Here is a 20,796-nt window from a genome sequence, read left to right as displayed (position 1 = left end):
TTGTTTCCCCTTCACCGCTAATCGATATAAAGCTGCATATTTTATAACAAAAAAACAAGGCTAACCCCGAGACGCATTTGCGTTCTAGGGTTAGCCTTTTCTATATACGTTCCATCCATTCTTGTAGCGAATCGATGACATACGTCGGTTGTCGGTCATACGTTTGTAACATTTCTTTCGTCGTCACGCCTGTATGAACGAGAAGTGTATCTATTCCGGCATTCATTCCCGCCATAATGTCGGTGTCATAATTATCCCCAACCATTAATGTTTCTTCTTTTGGAACACCAAGTACTTCAAGTGCTTGCTCCATAATGATTTTTTCTGGTTTGCCAATAAAAATAGGCTTTGTTTGTGTCGATACAGCAACAACAGATGTGAGAGAGCCATTCCCAGGTAAAAGCCCGCGCTCGGTCGGAATGGCGATGTCTCCGTTCGTCGAGATAAACATCGCTCCGTTGCGAACAGCTAAGCAAGCGATCGCTAATTTTTCATAATTAATGCTGCGATCAATGCCCATTACAACAACTTCTGCATCTTCATTCGCAAATGTAAACCCTTTTTCTTCAAGCGCTCGACGAATGCCATCTTCTCCAATCACATACACAGAAGCATTCGGCTTCTTTTCATAAATGTAATTGGCCGTTGCTTGACTTGTTGTAAATACTTGCTCTTTCGTTGCAGGGATGCCAAAATTCCGTAGCTTTTCAGCTACTTGTTCTGGCGTGCGTGAAGAATTATTCGTGACAAACAAATACGGAATACCCTTTTCATGAAGACGATGCACAAACGCACACGCCTCTTCAATTCGTTCGGTCCCACGATACATCGTACCATCTAAATCAATTAAATATCCTTTATACGTTTTCACTTTTGCCACTCCTTTTGACAACTTGCACGTTCAAACTTTAACGCAAAACAACTATTTTTGTCAAAAAGAGAGCAGCAACTGTCAACGATTGTTCATTTTTTTCGCTTAATATGGTAACGACACGCATCATCCCCATCAGCTAAACATGTTTTTGGCACAATGTCCGCCTCGTGAATAAGCGTCTCAAACAACTTTCGTTCGCACTCACAAGCAATCGGATACGCTTGGGCAACCTCTGCAATCGGACAGTTATGTTCCACTAACTCGAATGAACCGTCATCGTACTGTAACAACTCTGACATATATCCGTGCTCATTTTGTACCACCACAAGTTCTTTTATTTTTTCATCAAACGATTTATCACCAAATTGTTGTTCGTATAGTTTTCTCATTCGTTCTTGTCGGTTTTGAAACAAATCTGCTACAATTTGTTTCCCGCCCATCTGTTCTAAATCAGCTAAAAAATCAAGCATCGTTTGTTGATAATGACGCGGGAACCGCTGATGTCCTTTTGCGCTCAACTGATATACGTTCGTCGGCCTTCCCATCGGCTGACGAACAAGCGTCGATTCAATCAATTCTTCACGCTCTAATGCACTTAAATGACGGCGGACAGCCATTTCTGTAATTTGCAATTGTTCCGCCATTTCACCGACAGTCAACCGTTTCTGCACTTTTAACATTTTTAAAATTTGCTCTTTTGTAGAAGAGGTTTTTTTTCGCATCAATTTTCACCCTCTTCCATTTTATACGATTTTCCCTATACACACAATTTTTAAACATTTTCGTTTAAAAAGGCAGACACTGGACCTAGTTCATTATGTAAGTATGTGCGAATAGCATGCGGAAAAGAATGAAGAACATGCTTATGACGTTGCAACACTTCCAACAATTCGTCATGCGGCACAGCGATGTATTGTTGAACAAGCTTTTTACGGAAATGAATGATTTGTTTTAGCGCTTCTCCATCTTCAGCTGAAAGGACACGTTCATCGACTAAAATATCAATAATGTCCTCATAACTCCCTGGATCACGCATAATAAAACCATCAATCATTGCGTTTCCTACATCAATAATAGATTCAATAATGACATGTGCAATGCGCTCAAGCGCGAGTTTCTCGATCGGTGTATGAAACGGTTGTTCCACATAATGAACGATTTGCTCCATATATTGCAATGTTTTTTCGATTTTTTGACGATCAACAAAATACATCATCCATCTTCCCCTCAGTGTTTTATTTTATTGTATCATAGCGCTTTCTTTTACACATCTAACAGAAATTTGTTAAGATGAAGGAGCAAACAAAAACATATGGAGGTTTGAATATGGAACGTTTCTTTTTATATGATGATACAGTCGATACGAAAACACGTTTTGTCAGCTTCGTTGGCAAAAATGAACGGTTTGATTTAGCGATCGTCCAAACAGACCGCTTTTACGGGAAAGTGCTTGTTCTTGATTTACAAAGTAATCGGTTTGCCATTATCGGTTCAGACGACTTACAAGAACCAGGATATATTGAACATGCATACAATATCAATGAAGAGGAAGCAAATGAACTGCGAAATTTTTTACATGAAATCGTCGGTTAAAGGATACGCTATGTAAAAAACGAAAGGAAGCGTTCGTATGACCGATGAGACATATCATGATTTTTCAACGGTAGAAGCAAGAAAAAATTTTCTCGTTCCAGAGACGTTGCCTGAAGGTCCATATGGTGCGCCGCGTGGTGAACATGAGCCGGTACAAAATAAAAGTACCCCGTGGCAAGAAGGACAGCGACATTATAGTGCTTTTAATTATGAGTACAAATCGCTCCATCAAAATATTCCACGCCAAGATCCAGGGGCACATCCCGTTCATGACGATCCAGACGAGAACGGACAACAACCATATTCATCCTATTTCGCGCAGGAGACTCCCACTTCAACGACCAAAGGGAGTAAGTGGGAGAGGAATGCGCGTTCCCCCTTTCTTTTGTGTATGATATAATAAAGGCGTGGAGAAAACCGTTCAATAAAGGCACTCCAATAACTGCTACTCGATGTATGGAGTTGGTTACAGGAAACGTTGTAACCGTAAAACATCGAGCGTAGGTCCGTCTGTTGTGTGTGGAAGCCAAGTACTGCCAACAGACACACCGAGAGAATCGGTAACGATGCAGGCATGACCTGCGTCGTTGGGTAGTCGTCAACCTGCCCCTGATGCAACCCCAAGTCAAGGAAGGAGGACGAAGTCCGTTTGCACTTCTGGGGAGTTGCAAGCCCTCACTTCAAGCGTTAGCTAAGTGGGGGTAGTTGACAAAAAATAGGTCAGGTGTTCTGACCTATTTTTTCACTTTCCGCAACACAAAATATGCACATCCAAAATTACAATATTCAAACAAATATTCCAATAACGTACTTATTTTCGTATCATATGTCGCCTTTTGATTATGGTCATCAAAAAAGCCTCGCAAACGAAGTTGGTTATATCCCCAATCACCGACAATGTAGTCATATTTATTTAAAATGTCTGTGTAGCGAGCACGAAACGCTTCTTCATTGAACCCGTTACGCACATTTTCCACGAGTTCGTAACACGTATTATGAACGCAAATCATAGTTCTCACCTCTTCTTTCCATTTCTATCATAAAACATGTCTTTCTCCCAGGCAATCACCATTATGATCCTTTCCATAAAACGAATAATAAAAAAGAAGGGGGGAGTTACTTTGCGTAATACATGGTTATGGACAGGGATTAGCACTATCGTTTTATTATCTGGCTGTGCTCAAATGAATGAATCCACATCTTTGTATGAAAAAAGCGGAACCACCATTAACGTCCGTTCACGAAACGATTTATATAACGAACATGGCGTAAAAAATGGGATGGATTCACGGTTAACTAATTTCGGTTACGTCCGTCATCAAAAAAGTCCTATTCCAGGGGACACGACACAATATGCGACCATTCCAGTATTAAACCGTGAAAACGTTGCGGACTTAATTAGCAAATTATGTACACAGCTTCCGAACGTTTATGACGTTGGAACGCTCGTCACAGACGATACAGTGTTCGTCGTTTACAAAACAGATAGTACAAACCGATTCGAAACGGCCGATCAAGTGAAAAAAACAGCCATTTCTGTCGTGCCGCGCTATTATCACGTGTATGTTTCGGATAATCCGCGCATGTTTCAAGATATTGAACGCTTTGGCCGTTTAGACGCTAATAGCCGAAATATCGATCAAATTTTACAACAGACAATTAAAGACATGCTGAAATCACCACAAGGAAGAAAAGTGAGTAGCGGTGAAAACGAAAACGGCGTGCAACGCGAAGAAATGAATATGATGCAATAAGAAAAAAGGATGTCCCGCTCAAATGAAGTGGGACATCCTTCATCATTCACTCCGCCGCCTTTGCTGATTGCACTTGTTCATCGGCATGATAAGAGGAGCGAACGAGCGGACCAGACTCACAATGACTGAATCCTTTCATTAACGCAATTTCTTTCAATTCCATAAACTCATGCGGATGGTAATATTTTTCTACTTTCAAGTGTTTCTTTGTCGGCTGTAAATATTGGCCGATTGTTAAAATATTCACACCGACCGCCCGCAAATCATCCATCGCCTCCAAAATTTCTTCCTTCGTTTCTCCAAGACCAACCATTAAGCTTGATTTTGTTGGAATATCAGGCTGCATTTCTTTTGCACGGCGTAAAAATTCAAGCGAACGTTCATACGTTGCGCGTGCACGAACACGTGGAGTAAGACGACGAACCGTCTCAATATTATGGTTCAAAATATCTGGACGCGCATCCATTAACGTTTTTAAGTTTTCATACACGCCACCCATATCAGACGGCAATACTTCGATCGTCGTCAATGGATTTTTACGACGAATGGCGCGAACTGTCTCCGCAAATACAGCTGCCCCACCATCTTTTAAATCATCGCGAGCTACTGCGGTAACGACAACATGTTTTAAATTCATTAAACGAACGGATTCAGCCACACGCTCTGGCTCTTGCCAATCTAGTTCCGTTGGCAAACCTGTTTTAACGGCACAAAAGCGACAAGCGCGCGTACATACATCACCCAAAATCATAAACGTTGCTGTTCGACGAACCGCCCAACATTCATGAATATTTGGACAACGGGCTTCTTCGCATACAGTATGCAATTGTTTTTCACGCATCATTTTTTTTAAGCCTGTATAATGTTCGTTCGTATTTAACTTTATTTTTAACCATTCTGGTTTGCGAAGGTGCTGTTCTTTTGTTGACATGTTTTTCACGCTCCACTCGTTAATGTACATTACCCATTATACGAGTTATTGCCTTACAATACAAAACAGTTTGTTTTTCCAACATTTTTTATTTATGAAAACAGTCGATTACCCCAAACTAATGATATGAACATCGGAGAAAGGAGCAAGAACGCGTGAAAACATTATGGTGCATCATCTTTCTTCTTTTCATGCCGCTACAATCATTCGCTGCTGCACCAAATGATTTGTCCGAGAAACGAATGGAACTTTATAAAAAGGCCGAAGCGATTTCTTTCATCCCATGGTACTATTTCGCCGCTGTTGATCAATATGAACGAAGTGTTCGACAAGCACGTAGAGATCTACCGAAACCAACAGGAGTCATTAGCATTTATATTCCCCCGGAACGCTGGGCGGGTCCGCTCAACAAAAATCAAGAAGATCAAAACCCGTTTACCATTAGCCAATTCGGTGGCATAGGGATAGATGGAAATGGAGACGGTATCGCTGATCGGACAAACGATGAAGACGTATTATTTGCATTCGCTCGCTTTTTACGATCGTACGGCACAGATCATACGCATATTAAAATGGCGCTATGGGATTATTATGAGCGAAGCAAAACCGTCGATATCATTTTAGGAAAAGTGAAGCTATATAAACATTTTGGGACAATACAACTCGATCAATATGCCTTCCCAATTCCAAGACGATTTGAATATAGCTATCGGAGTACATGGGGAGATGCACGTGGGTGGGGAGGGCGCCGCATTCATGAGGGAACAGACATTTTTGCTCACTATGGCACGCCGGTTCGTTCTACATGTTATGGCATCGTTGAATTAAAAGGTTGGAACAAATACGGTGGTTGGCGCATCGGTATTCGTGACATCAACAATACGTACCACTACTTTGCACATTTAAACGGATTCGCCAACAATTTAGAAGAAGGATCTATTGTGGAACCTGGCATGCTCATCGGTTCAGTCGGAAGCTCTGGTTATGGGCCACCTGGAACGTCAGGTAAGTTTCCACCTCATCTTCATTATGGGATGTATAAAGATAATGGCTATACAGAATGGTCGTTCGATCCATATCCTTATTTAAAGCAGTGGGAAAGACAAGAACGCATGAAAAAAAGATGAGGATTTCCCCTCATCTTTTTTATGATTGACGGCTTTTCTTCACTGCATGAGCGACGCTCGCTGCAAAACCTCCCCAAATAATAACCATGCCAACAAGCATCATAATCAATGCACTTGTTTCCATCAGCTCGAAACCTCCTTATCCGTTGGAACGGACAATACACCATCTCTCCAACGTTTTACTGAAAGGACAAAACCGAGAACGATAACGAGTGCCGCAATCGTCCAACCATACTTCACAACAAATAGTGTATCGTACCCACCATAATTTTCTTTCACGTTCGTTTTAATGCTATCAAACATCATATAGCCTAGTACAACCGGTGTGATCACGGAGAGCGAAACTTTCCACCACGCACCTACCATAATATCTGATACACTGTTTGCATGTGTTTGAAGCGCATCGAGTTGTTTTAACACCCATGCGATAACAATCACTTCAATTAGACCGACAAGCGCAACACCGAAGTTATTAATAAAATAGTCGACCACATCTAAGAAATATAATCCACCGTTTGTTGCAAACACGAGCGCGATTAACGCCGCTAATCCGCCGCCACCAAGAACGGCTTTCGAGCGAGAAATACCAAACTTTTCTTGAAATGCCGCTACATATGTTTCCGAAATGGAAATGAGAGATGTCAAGCCAGCTAACGTTAGCGAAAGGAAAAATAACACGCCGAAAAATTCATTAAACGCTGGAAATTGGTTAATAATTTGCGGGAAGACAACAAACGCTAACCCGACGCCCCCTTTAACGACTTCGCTTACTGCTACACCCTGTTGGTGAGCTAAAAAACCGAGTACGCCAAATACGCCAATACCAGCTAATAACTCGAATCCGGAGTTTGCAAAACCGGTAATAAATGCGTTGTTTGTAATATCTGATTTTTTTGGTAAATAGCTCGAATAAGTAATCATAATAGCGAATGAAATCGATAAGCTAAAGAAAATTTGGCTATATGCAGCAAGCCATACTTTTCCGTTCATAATTTGATCCCAATTTGGCTTAAAAAATGCGTTCAATCCTTCAACTGCCCCATCGAGCGTAACCGCGCGAACGACGATAATAAAGAATAAAACAACGAGCGTTGGCAAGAAAATTTTATTTGCTGCTTCAATTCCTTTACGAACACCTTTATATAAAACCGCCAAGTTAATAATCCAAACAAGAAGAAGCGGAATAAGGACAGCTGGAACTAAACTGCCGAACGTACCTGGCGTTTCTGCTAATTTTAAATACTCACCGAATAAGAAGCCTTCTGTATCTTCTCCCCACTTCGACGTAAAAGCGAAATACGTGTAAGACATCGCCCAAGCAATAACAACGGAATAATACGTTGAAATAACGAATGAAATAAGTACTTGCCACCAACCGATCCATTCCGCTCCTTTGCTTAGGCGAGCAAACGTTAATGGCGCTGAACCACGATACTTATGTCCGAGCGTAAATTCCAATATAAGAATTGGAATGCCTGCCGTTAATAAAGCGAATAAGTACGGGAAGAAGAACGCTCCTCCACCATTTTCATACGCGACAGCCGGAAACCTCCAAATGTTCCCTAATCCAATTGCCGAGCCAGCTGCTGCTAAAATAAAACCAGCACGCGTGCCCCATTGTTGACGATTTTCCATAGTAAGATTACCTCCTTAGTCTTTCCGAACTTTTTTATATGGTCACGTAGAAAAAATATGAGCACCTCCTTGTTCGATTATTTTAATTTTTCAGACTTTTTTTGTTTCATTTTAATTTTAAGTATATCAACGGACAGGTCTTTCGTCAAAATAATATTTCAAAAAATAAAATTTTAAGAATTTTTATTATTTAACAGGAAGTTCAATGGACGTATTCCCATCTCCACCTTGATTATAAAACTGTGGAACTTCGCCTTGAATAATTTGGATAGCCACAGGGATGTCACTTTGAATCGTTGCTGTTTTTGTTGCAAATGGAATAATAATTTGCACATTTACTTCGATATGAATTGCTATTTCTATTAAAGCATTATTTATGCCGAACGGACGGATATTTTTATTTACATCTGAATGAACATCCCCAATAACATAAAAACGAACTGGAATACGTGGTCCTAAATTTCCTAATAGTACGTTATTTGTTGCTTGTCCGAGCGGGATATAATAAATGATTCCTTGTTCTTTTTCTGTTTCGATTTGAACGTCTGGAAACTCAAGCGCGGATAGTTTTCCTTCCGATGCTGCTTTTAAATTTCGCTGTACGCGGTTTGTCGTTTTGGCTAACACACGATTGACTACTGTTGCATTAAAGTCAATAGCCGAAATTTTTCCTTGCCCATCTTTTTCAATTTTAATAAAGTTTTCGACGTTGAAATCGTCCTCAGCGATTTGTTGATTAATCGCATTGTTTATCACTAAGTTCGCTAGGCGGCGTGTTTCTTTCTCGGCGATCGCCATAAGCGTGGGTTCAATCCCTCTATTAATGAACCAAAGGCTCGCAACAGTCGAAATAATAAAAAAAACGAACGTTATTAAAAATATATAGCGGACGGGTAGCGGTTTTCTTCTTTTGCGTAGTTGCTGATACAACAAAAATCCCCCCTCTCACGCTATATGTATGCGATCAAGCAGGGGATTATTATTTTATTTCATGAGAAGCAAAGCGTCTTTTCCTTTCATTCCACGTGAGATCCCTAATTGTTCAGCCGCAAAAGTGACAGACTCAAGCGGTGCTTCTAACAGTTGGTCAATTGTTCGCACTCCTACTGCTCTTCCTGCGATAATACCGCGATCACGCAATTTTTCGTTTAACAGCGCTACATCTAACGCCCCGCACATAATGTATCCTTTATCATTTGCAACAGCTAATAACGTTGTTTTAGGCAACTGAACAGAAATCGCTGTAAACGGTTCTCCGTTAATCCATAACGGTTTTACCTCAATCATATGTTCACGCTCCTTTCCTTTATTCAATGTATGAATAAAGGAACGAAGGGTGCCTACGATTGATACATGTTTTTTAGCTTCCACGCAAGCACATCACGCAACATTTCTGGCATATAATATTGTTTTTTCGCTCGATATATTTCTGGATATAAATGTCCGAACGTAAACATATCAATTGTCGCCACCGCATACGTTTTTTGTTCTTCAATTGGCTGATGATGAATCAAAATGCGGCGCACGTGTGCTTGACCATCTATCAGTTGTTCTTTTTCAACAGTAATGCGGTCATACACCATTTGTCCCATTACTTCTCCACGAAATCCAAATCCTTTCAGACGTAACTGTTTCATTTGTTCAGTTTCCGCTTGTAAAATGACTTCTTTTAACTCGCTCCCTCGCAAATATACTTTGCATGGATTAATCGGATGTGGACAAATGCGGTGAATGTCTCCTTTCGTCACAACACCTTTTTCGAGAGAAGACAGTAGCACCCCGGCATTCACCATCGCTACATCACCTTCACACCATTCATTTAACGCTTGCGCAAGAATGGTTGCCAATGGAGACGGGGCAAACCAATCAATATATAGCGTCTCTGGCAATTGTACAATCGGCTGAGCCAACGCACGAGCAGATTGTGCAATCATATCATTTAATTTTTGTTTTGTTTCTTCGCATTCATATTCTAACGCTTCCGTATGTTGTACATGCGCCTTCATATCTACTTTTCGACTTTTTTGATCGATCGTCAACGTGACATGCCCAACATAATGACCGAATTTCCCCGCTCCACAGAGCAACGTTTCATTCACCCATTTTCCTTGCTCAAATACATGATGGGTATGACCACCTAAAATCGATGTCAATTGTGGGAACATTTCTGCCATTTTTTCGTCATCATTTACGCCTAAGTGAGATAATAAAACGATCGCATCCACTTTTTCCGAAAGCTCTTCCACAAGCTGAGCGACCGTCTCAAATGGATCCGCAACACGCCATCCAAGTAGCTCATAAAACGTCTGAAACGGAACGGTCACCCCAATGAACGCCACACGAACACACCCGAACGTCATGATGACATGCGGTTTCATCCAATGTGGACGTTCTCCGTTTTCATAAAAAACGTTCGCAACAATCACAGGGAATTTAGCATGTGCATATAACGTATCGAGCTGTTTATGACTCAGTGTAATTCCTTCATTGTTTCCAATTGTGACCGCATCGTATGCTGCATCGTTTAAAAGAATGACATTTGCTTTTCCGTCTGATGCTTCTGTCAATGGATGAAACCGATCAATAAAATCACCTATATCAAGCAAAACCATATGCTCGTGATTTTTCTTATGCCTTCTTCTCTCGCTTTGAAAATAACGAACAATTTTCGGCCATCGTTCAAAATGGCTATGCACATCGTTTGTATGATAAATATGTATCGTCTCTTTCAATGTTTGCAACACACCTTTCCCTTTACCAGCCAAGTCCTTGCACGATTAAACGAACCCCAAGTAAAATGAGTACGATCCGCAATAGCGTCACAACTGTTTTTCCTTTTAGTCTCCGATTAAGCCATGCGCCACATTTTGCACCGACCCATACGCCCGGAATGAGCGCAAATGCAAACGTCCATGCGACATTTCCCATCCATACATGTGTCGATGAGCTAACAATGGATGACAAAAAGACGATAAACATCGATGTCGCTACCGCCACATGAGGAGGAAATAAAAACAATAACATCATCGCAGGCACCATGAGCGAACCGCCACCAATGCCAAAAAACCCGCCGACAAAGCCAACAATAAACGCAATGACCGTAGCGATGAACGGATTATAGCCGTATGTCACTTCCTCTCCTTCGTTCGTGACATATGTGCGCATAATAGGAAACGTTCGTGTTGCACGCGGTGAAAAACGCGATTGAAACATAAGCAAAAATGAAACAGCAATTAAAAACAGTCCAAAGTAAAGCGAAAAATGTTGCATATGCACATGTTGATTTACCCATGCACCAAGCATTGCCCCCGGTCCACTACCGATGAAAAAAAACAAGCCGCTTTTATAGTCCACCATTTTATGCTTCATATATGTTAAAGTTGACGACAATCCATTAAAAATAATGACGACAAGCGATGTACCAACCGCCATTTGTGGTGAAATCGCTGGCAATACATGTGCGGTGCTTAAAAAAAGAAGCGCGGGAACGATAATGACCCCTCCCCCTAAACCGACAAGACTGCCGATCGTTCCTGCTAAAAAACCGACCACTAAAAGAAGTATATATTCCATTTTCATCCCCCATTATGAAAACAAATCTAATTGCCGTGGCGCTAAGTCCGTATACTCAATACTTAACATCTGCAAGAGCTGTTTTGCATTATGAGCGGCATCACCGCCCGAATTGTTGTTAAACAACACGTAAATATGTTCACATTTCGTTTGTAACAGACGAATATGTTTTACCCATTCTTGCAACTCTTGCTCGTTGTATCGATATAAATAACGAACGGCACGCCAATTTTCGTCATCTCGTTTATTCCAACCAGCTACGTTGCGTCCGTGTAGACGAATGAGCGTTTTATTTGGATCTGTTGGATGCAAAACAGTCGGTACCGATCCTTCCCCCGCTTGCGGTTCATCGCAAATGCTATGGATCCAGCGCTCTTCTTCCATAAAACGCAACGTCTTTTCGTAAAACGGAGGGGAAAACCAAGATTGATGACGAAATTCAAGTGCCACAGGAACATTCCCCATTCGCTCCCGGCACCAACGCAAATAGTAAACATGTTCTTTTTTACAATCGAACCAAGGTGGAAATTGAAATAACACCATCGCAAGCTTATTTCCTTCTTGAAATGGCTCAATCGATTGTAAAAATGCAGTAAACATCTCGTCTTTGTTTGCATATGGAATGTCACCACGTTGATGCCCTGTCATTCCTTGATACGCTTTCACGACAAATTGGAATGACGCAGGCGTTTCCGCCATCCATTTTTCAACGTTCTGGCGCGGTTGAATCGCATAAAAATACGCATCAACCTCAACCGTTGGAAAATAAGCGGCATACGCTTGTAGCTTATCTTTTGACGCAAGTCGAGACGGATATAAACTATCATGATCGCCCCAACCTGTTAATCCGACATAAATCATCTTCATCACCTACATTTTATCTTACCATAACATACAAAAAAAGCCGATGACCTGCATAGCACAGATCATCAGCTGTTCATTAACCAATACTACCTTCCATTTCAAACTTAATGAGACGGTTCATTTCAACCGCATATTCCATCGGCAATTCTCTTGTAAACGGCTCGATAAAGCCCATTACGATCATTTCTGTTGCTTCTTGTTCGGAAATACCGCGGCTCATCAGATAGAATAATTGTTCTTCTGATACTTTCGACACTTTCGCTTCATGTTCAAGCGAAATGTTGTCGTTTAAAATTTCGTTATATGGAATTGTATCAGATGTTGATTGATTATCCATGATAAGTGTATCGCACTCAATATTTGAACGCGATCCGTCCGCCTTCCGTCCGAAATGAACGATACCGCGATATGTGACTTTTCCGCCTTGTTTCGAAATCGATTTGGATACGATCGTTGATGACGTATTTGGTGCTAAGTGAATCATTTTTGCACCTGCGTCTTGATGTTGTCCTTTTCCAGCAATCGCAATCGAAAGTGTCAAACCACGCGCACCTTCTCCTTTTAAAATAACTGCTGGATATTTCATCGTTAACTTTGATCCGATATTTCCGTCAATCCATTCCATCGTCGCGTTTTCTTCACAAACTGCACGTTTTGTCACGAGGTTGAAGACGTTGTTTGCCCAGTTTTGAATCGTCGTATAACGGCAATACGCGCCTTTTTTCACGATAATTTCAACGACGGCGCTATGAAGGGAGTTTGTCGTATAGACAGGCGCCGTACAGCCTTCAACATAGTGAACGTGTGCCCCTTCGTCGACGATAATTAACGTCCGTTCAAACTGTCCCATATTTTCAGAGTTAATGCGGAAATACGCTTGCAATGGCGTATCAACTTTTACACCTTTTGGTACGTAAATGAACGAACCACCCGACCAAACGGCTGAGTTGAGTGCCGCAAATTTATTATCCGTCGGCGGAACGACTTTCGCCCAATGCTCGCGGAACAAATCTTCGTTTTCTTTTAGCGCCGAGTCTGTGTCTTTAAAAATGACACCTAATTTCTCAAGGTCTTCTTTCATGTTGTGGTATACAACTTCTGATTCGTATTGAGCCGATACCCCTGCTAAATATTTTTGTTCTGCTTCTGGAATACCGAGCTTATCGAACGTCGCTTTAATTTCTTCTGGTACTTCATCCCATGAGCGCCCAGATTTTTCTGAAGGTTTAACGTAATACGTAATTTCATCGAAATCTAAGCTTGATAAATCGCCACCCCATTGCGGCATCGGCATGCTGTAAAAAATATCTAAAGATTTCAAGCGAAATTCAAGCATCCACTCTGGCTCATTTTTCATGCGTGAAATTTCTTCAACAATTTCACGCGTTAATCCGCGCTCAGCGCGGAATACAGATACGTCTTTATCGGCGAAACCGTACTTATATTCACCGATTTCTGGCATTTTTTTCGCCATCTCGTTCGCCTCCTTTTTATGACTAGCCTTGTTGCTCATGCAATCCTTTTTCCATCGCTTTCCACGCTAACGTTGCACATTTAATGCGAGCTGGAAATTTCGATACACCTTGAAGTGCTTCAATATCACCTAAATCAATCGAATCATCATAATCTTTTCCTTGCATCATGTCGGAAAAAATCGTTGATAGCTTGAGCGCCTCTTCAATCGTTTTTCCTTTAATCGCCTCCGTCATCATCGATGCGGAGGACATCGAAATAGAGCAGCCCTCTCCTTCAAACTTCGCATCGACAATTTTTCCGCCTTCTACTTTTAACGTTAAATGAATACGGTCGCCACACGTCGGGTTGTTCATGTTGATATCGACGTGTTCCCCTTCTAACACACCACGATTTCTCGGGTTTTTATAATGATCCATAATGACTTGTCGATACAACGTATCTAAATGGCTATTAAAAGACATAGCTGAAATACTCCTTCGTTTTCTTTAATGCTGAAACGAGTGCATCAATTTCCTCTTCTGTGTTGTACAAATAAAAGCTTGCGCGTGCAGTTGCCGTCACGTTTAGCCACTTCATAAGTGGTTGCGCACAATGGTGACCAGCACGAACAGCAATACCTTCCGCATCTAAGACGGTCGCAACATCGTGCGGATGCACACCGTCAATATTAAATGTCACAAGCCCTGCACGCGCTTTCGGACCGTAAATCGTCAATCCATCAATCGTCGCAAGCTGTTCAAGCGCATATTGCGCTAAACGATGTTCATGCTCAGTGATATGGTCTAACCCGACTTGCTCAAGAAAATCAATCGCCGCTCCTAAACCAATCGCTCCTGCGATAATTGGTGTACCACCCTCAAATTTCCACGGAAGCTCTTTCCATGTTGACTCGTACAACCCAACAAAATCAATCATTTCCCCGCCGAATTCCACAGGCTCCATTTGCTCAAGCAAGCGCTTTTTACCGTATAACACGCCAATGCCTGTCGGTCCGCACATTTTATGTCCCGAAAACGCATAAAAATCGCAGTCAATATCTTGCACATCTACTTTCATGTGCGGCGTGCTTTGTGCTCCGTCAACGACCATGACAGCGCCGTGCTTATGGGCAATTTGTGCAATTTCTTTTACTGGGTTGATTGTACCGAGCACGTTGGATACGTGCATGACAGCTACAATTTTCGTGTTTGGCGTGACTGTTTGTTCGACATCTTCTAAACGAATCGTTCCGTCAGGCTGAAGCGGAATATATTTTAATGTCGCACCTGTTTGTTTAGCAACTTGTTGCCAGGGGATAATGTTACTATGGTGCTCCATATACGTAATGACGATTTCATCGCCTTCGCGCACGTTTGCGCGACCGTAACTTGCCGCCACTAAGTTAATGGCCGTTGTCGTCCCACGCGTAAAAATAATTTCTTCCGTCGAAGCGGCACCAATGAAGCGGCGCACTTTTTCACGAGCCCCTTCGTATGCGTCGGTTGCCTTCGTACCGAGCGTATGCACGCCGCGATGAACGTTCGAATTGTATTGCCGATAATAGTTGTCAATCGCTTCAATGACAGGCAACGGCTTTTGAGAAGTCGCTGCGCTATCTAAATAAACGAGCGGCTTGCCGTTTACTTGTTGATCTAAAATCGGGAATAGTTGACGAAGTTCTTTTACGTTCATCATTTAACTTTCCTTTCGATCACTTCAATTAATTGTTTTTTCACACGCTCAATAGGAATTTCATTAACGACAGGTGCTAAAAAGCCGTGAATAATTAATCGCTCAGCTTCTACTTTCGGAATGCCGCGGCTCATTAAATAATATAGTTGCGTCGGATCAACACGACCGACAGATGCAGCGTGGCCTGCTGTAACATCATCTTCATCAATTAATAAAATTGGGTTGGCGTCGCCACGCGCTTTCGGACTTAACATAAGCACGCGTGATTCTTGCTCTGCATTTGATTTCGATGCCCCATGCTCAATTTTACCAATACCATTAAAAATAGATGTTGCTTCATCTTTGACTACGCCATGTTTTAAAATGTATCCTTCCGTATGCTTGCCGTAATGAATCACGCTCGTTGTAAAGTTTTGCACTTGCTCACCGCGGCCCACAACGACCGTCTTCGTATCGCCAAGCGACCCATCACCAATGAGGCGCGTCACGTTTTCTGAAATCGTATTCCCGTCATTCATTAAGCCGAGCGCCCATTCAATGCGTGCATGACGACCTGTGATACCGCGGCGGTTTACGTATGTCGTCGTCCCTTTCGCTAAACTGTCCACAGCGCCAAAAAATACTTGCGCATCGTCTAATGCAAACACTTCAGCAATGATGTTCACGATCGCTTCGGAACGTTCACATGTTGAAATATAGTTTTCAACATACGTCACTTTGCTACCGACATCCGCAACGATAATGACATGGTTAAATAACGCTTCCGCCTTTTCATGGACATATACCGCCTGCAAAGGAACGTCGATTTGCACATGCTTTGGCACATATACGAACACTCCACCGTTAACAAGCGCAGCATGAAGGGCAGTAAGACGGTGCTCATTTACTTTGACGCCGTCCATAAAATATTTTTCCACAAGGTCGCTATGTTCGCGAACAGCTGTTGCTAAGTCTGTGAAAACAACACCTTTTTCTTTTAATTCATCAGCAAGCGATACGTATGCACATGTATGATCTCGCTGAACATATACGTTTTTTTGCTCCTCAGCTATATCGATGAGCACTTTTACTTGTTCAGGTAGCTCTTCTAGCGAAGAAAGCGGTGCGCTTTCAACGAGATGAGTAGAAAATTGTGTAAAGTTCCAACGATCAATTTTCGTTTTATCTGGCTTCGGTAAAGGAAGTTGTTCAGCTTGCGCAAGAGCTTGTAAGCGAACGTTTAAAAGCCAGTCCGGTTCTCCACGCCCTTCAGAAAAAGAGCGGACATACTGTTGGTCGAATGGTAGTTTCGTCTCAATCATCACAAATCCTCCTAACGCTTACGCTTCTTGCTCGACGACTTCATCTTCAATGCCTAGCTCTTTTTTAATCCAATCGTATCCTTCAGCCTCAAGACGTTGTGCTAACTCTGGACCACCAGATTTCACGATGCGTCCTTGCATCATAACATGCACGTAATCTGGCGTAATGTAGTTTAATAAACGCTGATAGTGCGTAATGATTAAACAGCCAAAGTCGCTATTGCGCATGTCATTTACACCTTTTGCGACAACTTTTAATGCATCGATATCAAGACCGGAATCAATTTCATCTAAAATAGCAATTTTTGGTTGTAACATCATTAATTGTAAAATTTCGTTTCTCTTTTTCTCTCCACCTGAAAATCCTTCGTTTAAATAACGATGCGCCATATCTGGATTCATTTCTAAAAACGCCATTTTTTCATCTAATTGACGGATAAATTTCATTAATGAAATTTCATTTCCTTCTCCGCGACGTGCGTTAATTGCTGAGCGAAGGAAATCCGCATTTGTTACACCGCTAATTTCGCTCGGATATTGCATCGCTAAAAATAGCCCAGCACGAGCGCGCTCATCTACTTCCATTTCTAATACATCTTGACCATCTAATGTAATGCTTCCTTTTGTTACTTCATATTTTGGATGGCCCATAATCGCCGCCGATAATGTCGATTTTCCCGTTCCGTTCGGCCCCATGATCGCATGGAACTCGCCACCTTTAATTTCAAGGTTAACCCCTTTTAAAATTTCTTTTCCGTCAATTGCAACGTGAAGATCTTTAATTGTTAATGTTGCCATAAAAAAATACCTCCAGTTTCGCTTATGTTCATGAAACGTAATTCTCATTTTATTCTCATTACAATTTTATAACAGATGAAAAGTATTAGCAACCTTATTGCAAGCATTTTGATACTTTTTTGTTTCTAAAGTTTGCTTGTTTTATCATATATGTAAAACAGGTGGGGAACCCCCTACCCTTTAATGCATGCGAGTAAATTCATTGACACATTGTCGAACGAGCGTAACGGACTGGCTCATCGTCGCCCCTCCAGCTAAAGCAGATGCGACAGCACACGCTTCAAATATTTCTTTCTCTGTCGCCCCTTCATCGATGCACCCTTTCAATATGATAAATGGTACAATATTCATCTTGTTTAGCGACACTAATCGCTAGTGCGATGAGTTGTTTTTCTTTTTTGATAGCTCCCCTTCGACGAAGCAAGCTTCCGTAAATGCGTTAAACGCTCGTCCAACATGAGGCATTTGTTGTGTGAACGGTGCCTAACCCTTGCTTATATTCGTGTAAACATTGTTCTATCGACATATGCACTCCTCCTTCCTTTTTATCATGCGTCGTTTTCGAGAAAATATAAAAGGACGCCCGAATGGACATCCTTATTTCGTTGCTGGAATAACAGCACCATTATATTTTTGTAAAATGAAGTCTTGAATTTCCTTTGATTGCAACACTTCAACAAGCGTCTGAATTTCTTTACGGTTTTCATCACCTTTACGAACCGCGATAATGTTCACGTATGGGTTGTTTTCTGGCGACTCAACCGCAATCGGATCTTTTGCTGGATCTAATCCGGCATCTAACGCATAGTTTGCGTTAATTAATACCGCATCTCCTTCATCATTTTTATACACTTGCGGAAGCAATCCTGCCTCAACATCCGCTTCAAATACTAAATTTTTCGGATTTTCAACAATGTCATCAATTGTTGCTTTCGTCTTATCGACACCATCTTTTAATTTAATTAGTCCTTTTTCTTCAAGCATCGATAAAATACGACCGTGATCAGCAACAGAGTTACTCATAATGATTTTTGCACCGTTTGGTAGCTCTTCAAGACTTTTGTATTTTTTTGAATATACGCCAATCGGCTCAATATGAATACCGCCTGCATTCACAAAGTCATAGCCATGTTCTTTCATTTGAGATTCTAAATAAGGAATGTGTTGGAAATAGTTTGCATCTAACTCTTTATCCGCTAATGCTTTGTTTGGTAACACGTAATCTTGGAACGTCACAATTTCTAATTCGATTCCTTTTTCTTTTAAAATCGGTTTTGCTTTTTCTAAAATTTCGGCATGTGGCACGTTTGATGCCCCAACGACAAGCTTATTCGTCTTTTCTTCGGCACTTTCGCTTTTTCCGCAAGCAGCGAGCGCTAATACAACAACTGCAGCAACAAGTAAAGAGATCCATTTTTTCATTTGTTTCTTCCTCCTTTTATCGTTTATCTATTTTAGAAGTGACAAGGTCACCAATAAACTGAATGATAAAGACGATGACTAAAATGAGCACTGTTGCAACGAACGTGACGTCGTTATTGTCACGTTGAAACCCTTCTAAATACGCTAAGTTTCCAAGCCCCCCAGCACCGACAACTCCTGCCATCGCTGTATAACCAACGAGCGCGATCGCTGTAACTGTAATACCAGATACAAGTGCTGGCAACGCTTCAGGGAGAAGCACTTTCCAAATAATTGTTGCTGTCGTTGCCCCCATCGCTTTTGCCGCTTCAATGACACCTTTATCAATTTCACGAAGCGCAATTTCAACCATGCGTGCATAAAACGGAGCGGCCCCGATAATGAGTGCCGGTAGCGCAGCATTCGCTCCAAGAATTGTACCAACAACAAGTTTCGTAAATGGAATGAGCAAAATAATTAAAATAATGAACGGAATGGAACGAAAAATGTTGACGAACGATGCGATCACACCGTTAATAAAACGATTTTCCCATATGTTTCCCTTAGACGTTAAAAACAACAACAATCCGAGTAAAATACCAAGCACAAACGTTGCGACAACGGAGACGGCGGTCATATACAACGTTTCCGTCGTGGCCGCCCATATTTTATCCCAAACGACGTTCGGAAATAGTTCATTGAACATTCGCCAACACCTCCACTTCAACTTCTTGCTGGCGAATAAAAGCGAGCGCTCGCTCAATCTCCTCATTCGCACCGTCTAAATGAATGAACAACACCCCGTATGCTCCGTGATGTGTCTGCGAAATTTTCCCTTGTAAAATATTTATATTTAAATCGAATTGACGAATGAGTTGTGTGATGAGCGGTTGCTCAGCTGCTTCACCAACGAATGTCAGTTGAACAACTTTACCATTCGGATATCGTTCAAGAAGATGCAACATCGCTTCTTTCGTTTCTTCCGGCTCTGTCACTTGCTGAACAAATCGTTTTGTAATCGGCTGTTCTGGCTTGCGGAATACGTGAAGCACTTCGCCCATTTCGACAATTTTTCCGTTTTCCATGACCGCAACGCGATCACAAATTTTGCGAATCACGTGCATCTCGTGTGTAATTAATACGATCGTTAAACCGAGACGTTTATTAATATCAACAAGCAAGTCTAAAATTGAGTCGGTCGTTTGCGGATCAAGCGCCGATGTTGCTTCATCGCATAACAGCACTTTCGGATTGTTCGCTAATGCGCGTGCAATGCCAACGCGTTGCTTTTGTCCGCCGCTCAGTTGCGATGGATACGCATTTTCTCTCCCTTGTAAACCGACGAGTTGAATAAGTTCATCGACACGCTTCATCCGTTCTTCTTTCGTCACGCCAGCAATTTCTAACGGAAAAGCAATATTTTCGCGCACGGTTCGTGACCAAAGCAAATTAAAATGTTGAAAAATCATGCCGATTTGTTGGCGCGCTTGGCGTAACTGCTTCCCGCTAATTTTCCCCATATCTTTCCCATCAACAATCACTTCACCGCTCGTCGGCTTTTCTAATCCGTTCAATAACCGAATGAGCGAGCTTTTCCCTGCTCCACTATAACCGATGATACCGAAAATTTCTCCTTGTTCGATATGCAAATTCACATGATCGACTGCCGTTACATTCCCACTTGCTGCTTTGTACACTTTTGTTACATTCGATAATGTGATCACGTTGCTGTCACCTTCCTTCCATGAAAAAAGCCTTTCTGCTCAAGAGAACAGAAAGGCGCGAATCGTCCATTCTG

At 41.7% G+C, this 20,796-nt stretch carries 24 protein-coding genes and 1 pseudogene; 4 read left to right on the top strand and 21 right to left on the bottom strand.

Annotated features, from left to right (window positions below):
- Positions 1 to 100 precede the first annotated feature (100 nt).
- From ETB99_RS06930 to ETB99_RS06920, 3 genes are all read right to left on the bottom strand, one after another.
- Positions 101 to 871 carry a TIGR01457 family HAD-type hydrolase gene (locus ETB99_RS06930; protein WP_171700271.1) on the bottom strand — a complete coding sequence of 257 codons (771 nt, stop codon included), beginning with the start codon at positions 869 to 871 and terminating at the stop codon, positions 101 to 103.
- Between the two features lie 92 nt (positions 872 to 963).
- Complete coding sequence (locus ETB99_RS06925; protein WP_171700270.1) at positions 964 to 1,596, bottom strand: helix-turn-helix transcriptional regulator; 633 nt, start codon at positions 1,594 to 1,596, stop codon at positions 964 to 966.
- Positions 1,597 to 1,646: 50 nt separating this feature from the next.
- Positions 1,647 to 2,087, bottom strand: a complete 441-nt coding sequence (locus ETB99_RS06920; protein WP_077429609.1) for a DUF86 domain-containing protein — start codon at positions 2,085 to 2,087, stop codon at positions 1,647 to 1,649.
- A 113-nt stretch (positions 2,088 to 2,200) separates the two neighbouring features.
- Here ETB99_RS06920 and ETB99_RS06915 point away from each other — a divergent pair, with 113 nt between their 5' ends.
- Positions 2,201 to 2,467 (top strand): DUF3055 domain-containing protein, encoded by a 267-nt coding sequence (locus ETB99_RS06915; RefSeq protein ID WP_035018914.1) that lies wholly within the window; start codon positions 2,201 to 2,203, stop codon positions 2,465 to 2,467.
- A 37-nt stretch (positions 2,468 to 2,504) separates the two neighbouring features.
- Positions 2,505 to 2,867 carry a cytosolic protein gene (locus tag ETB99_RS06910; protein ID WP_253263574.1) on the top strand — a complete coding sequence of 121 codons (363 nt, stop codon included), beginning with the start codon at positions 2,505 to 2,507 and terminating at the stop codon, positions 2,865 to 2,867.
- A gap of 334 nt (positions 2,868 to 3,201) precedes the next feature.
- Here ETB99_RS06910 and ETB99_RS06905 read toward each other — a convergent pair whose 3' ends face one another.
- Positions 3,202 to 3,477 (bottom strand): YutD family protein, encoded by a 276-nt coding sequence (locus ETB99_RS06905; RefSeq protein ID WP_171700269.1) that lies wholly within the window; start codon positions 3,475 to 3,477, stop codon positions 3,202 to 3,204.
- A gap of 111 nt (positions 3,478 to 3,588) precedes the next feature.
- Here ETB99_RS06905 and ETB99_RS06900 point away from each other — a divergent pair, with 111 nt between their 5' ends.
- A complete protein-coding gene (locus ETB99_RS06900) occupies positions 3,589 to 4,221 on the top strand; it encodes a YhcN/YlaJ family sporulation lipoprotein (RefSeq protein WP_171700268.1) in 633 nt (210 codons plus the stop codon).
- A 46-nt stretch (positions 4,222 to 4,267) separates the two neighbouring features.
- Here ETB99_RS06900 and lipA read toward each other — a convergent pair whose 3' ends face one another.
- Positions 4,268 to 5,152 carry a lipoyl synthase gene (gene lipA / locus ETB99_RS06895; protein ID WP_171700267.1) on the bottom strand — a complete coding sequence of 295 codons (885 nt, stop codon included), beginning with the start codon at positions 5,150 to 5,152 and terminating at the stop codon, positions 4,268 to 4,270.
- 155 nt (positions 5,153 to 5,307) lie between these two features.
- On the opposite strand from lipA, the gene ETB99_RS06890 reads away from it, so the two are divergent.
- Entirely contained in the window at positions 5,308 to 6,279 is a 972-nt protein-coding gene (locus ETB99_RS06890; RefSeq protein ID WP_171700266.1) for a M23 family metallopeptidase, read from the top strand.
- Positions 6,280 to 6,298: 19 nt separating this feature from the next.
- On the opposite strand, the gene ETB99_RS06885 is transcribed toward ETB99_RS06890, so the two are convergent.
- From ETB99_RS06885 to ETB99_RS06810, 16 genes and pseudogenes are all read right to left on the bottom strand, one after another.
- A complete protein-coding gene (locus tag ETB99_RS06885) occupies positions 6,299 to 6,403 on the bottom strand; it encodes a methionine/alanine import family NSS transporter small subunit (protein ID WP_009362251.1) in 105 nt (34 codons plus the stop codon).
- Positions 6,403 to 7,914, bottom strand: coding sequence for a sodium-dependent transporter (locus ETB99_RS06880; RefSeq protein WP_171700265.1), 1,512 nt, complete (start codon positions 7,912 to 7,914; stop codon positions 6,403 to 6,405). Before ETB99_RS06880 ends, ETB99_RS06885 begins: the two co-directional genes overlap by 1 nt.
- A gap of 186 nt (positions 7,915 to 8,100) precedes the next feature.
- Positions 8,101 to 8,847 (bottom strand): sporulation protein YunB, encoded by a 747-nt coding sequence (gene yunB / locus ETB99_RS06875; protein WP_094240504.1) that lies wholly within the window; start codon positions 8,845 to 8,847, stop codon positions 8,101 to 8,103.
- Between the two features lie 51 nt (positions 8,848 to 8,898).
- Positions 8,899 to 9,201, bottom strand: coding sequence for a YunC family protein (locus ETB99_RS06870; RefSeq protein ID WP_077429567.1), 303 nt, complete (start codon positions 9,199 to 9,201; stop codon positions 8,899 to 8,901).
- 53 nt (positions 9,202 to 9,254) lie between these two features.
- Positions 9,255 to 10,646, bottom strand: coding sequence for a bifunctional metallophosphatase/5'-nucleotidase (locus tag ETB99_RS06865; protein WP_128999750.1), 1,392 nt, complete (start codon positions 10,644 to 10,646; stop codon positions 9,255 to 9,257).
- Between the two features lie 22 nt (positions 10,647 to 10,668).
- On the bottom strand, positions 10,669 to 11,487 hold the full coding sequence (locus ETB99_RS06860; RefSeq protein ID WP_128999749.1) for a sulfite exporter TauE/SafE family protein: 819 nt from the start codon (positions 11,485 to 11,487) through the stop codon (positions 10,669 to 10,671).
- A 12-nt stretch (positions 11,488 to 11,499) separates the two neighbouring features.
- On the bottom strand, positions 11,500 to 12,348 hold the full coding sequence (locus ETB99_RS06855) for a DUF72 domain-containing protein (protein WP_128999748.1): 849 nt from the start codon (positions 12,346 to 12,348) through the stop codon (positions 11,500 to 11,502).
- Positions 12,349 to 12,427: 79 nt separating this feature from the next.
- Entirely contained in the window at positions 12,428 to 13,825 is a 1,398-nt protein-coding gene (gene sufB / locus ETB99_RS06850; protein ID WP_171700264.1) for a Fe-S cluster assembly protein SufB, read from the bottom strand.
- Between the two features lie 22 nt (positions 13,826 to 13,847).
- Positions 13,848 to 14,288 (bottom strand): Fe-S cluster assembly sulfur transfer protein SufU, encoded by a 441-nt coding sequence (sufU, locus tag ETB99_RS06845; RefSeq protein ID WP_055441462.1) that lies wholly within the window; start codon positions 14,286 to 14,288, stop codon positions 13,848 to 13,850.
- Complete coding sequence (locus ETB99_RS06840) at positions 14,278 to 15,498, bottom strand: cysteine desulfurase (RefSeq protein WP_171700263.1); 1,221 nt, start codon at positions 15,496 to 15,498, stop codon at positions 14,278 to 14,280. Before ETB99_RS06840 ends, sufU begins: the two co-directional genes overlap by 11 nt.
- Positions 15,498 to 16,802: a Fe-S cluster assembly protein SufD gene (sufD, locus tag ETB99_RS06835; RefSeq protein ID WP_171700262.1), complete on the bottom strand. Its 1,305-nt coding sequence runs from the start codon at positions 16,800 to 16,802 to the stop codon at positions 15,498 to 15,500. Before sufD ends, ETB99_RS06840 begins: the two co-directional genes overlap by 1 nt.
- A 15-nt stretch (positions 16,803 to 16,817) precedes the next feature.
- Positions 16,818 to 17,597, bottom strand: a complete 780-nt coding sequence (gene sufC / locus ETB99_RS06830) for a Fe-S cluster assembly ATPase SufC (RefSeq protein WP_077429563.1) — start codon at positions 17,595 to 17,597, stop codon at positions 16,818 to 16,820.
- Between the two features lie 180 nt (positions 17,598 to 17,777).
- Positions 17,778 to 18,123, bottom strand: a pseudogene (locus ETB99_RS06825) (carboxymuconolactone decarboxylase family protein).
- Positions 18,124 to 18,194: 71 nt separating this feature from the next.
- Positions 18,195 to 19,019, bottom strand: a complete 825-nt coding sequence (locus tag ETB99_RS06820; RefSeq protein ID WP_171700261.1) for a MetQ/NlpA family ABC transporter substrate-binding protein — start codon at positions 19,017 to 19,019, stop codon at positions 18,195 to 18,197.
- A 16-nt stretch (positions 19,020 to 19,035) separates the two neighbouring features.
- The gene (locus ETB99_RS06815; RefSeq protein WP_077429561.1) at positions 19,036 to 19,704 is read right to left on the bottom strand and encodes a methionine ABC transporter permease; all 669 of its coding nucleotides are present in this window, start codon (positions 19,702 to 19,704) and stop codon (positions 19,036 to 19,038) included.
- Positions 19,694 to 20,722, bottom strand: coding sequence for a methionine ABC transporter ATP-binding protein (locus ETB99_RS06810; protein ID WP_171700260.1), 1,029 nt, complete (start codon positions 20,720 to 20,722; stop codon positions 19,694 to 19,696). The genes ETB99_RS06815 and ETB99_RS06810 overlap by 11 nt, the downstream gene beginning before the upstream one ends.
- Between the last annotated feature and the right edge of the window lie 74 nt (positions 20,723 to 20,796).

It is taken from the genome of Anoxybacillus sp. CHMUD (genome assembly GCF_013096965.1).
Lineage (GTDB): Bacteria > Bacillota > Bacilli > Bacillales > Anoxybacillaceae > Anoxybacillus > Anoxybacillus kestanbolensis_A.
This window is presented reverse-complemented; position numbering and strand designations above follow the sequence as displayed.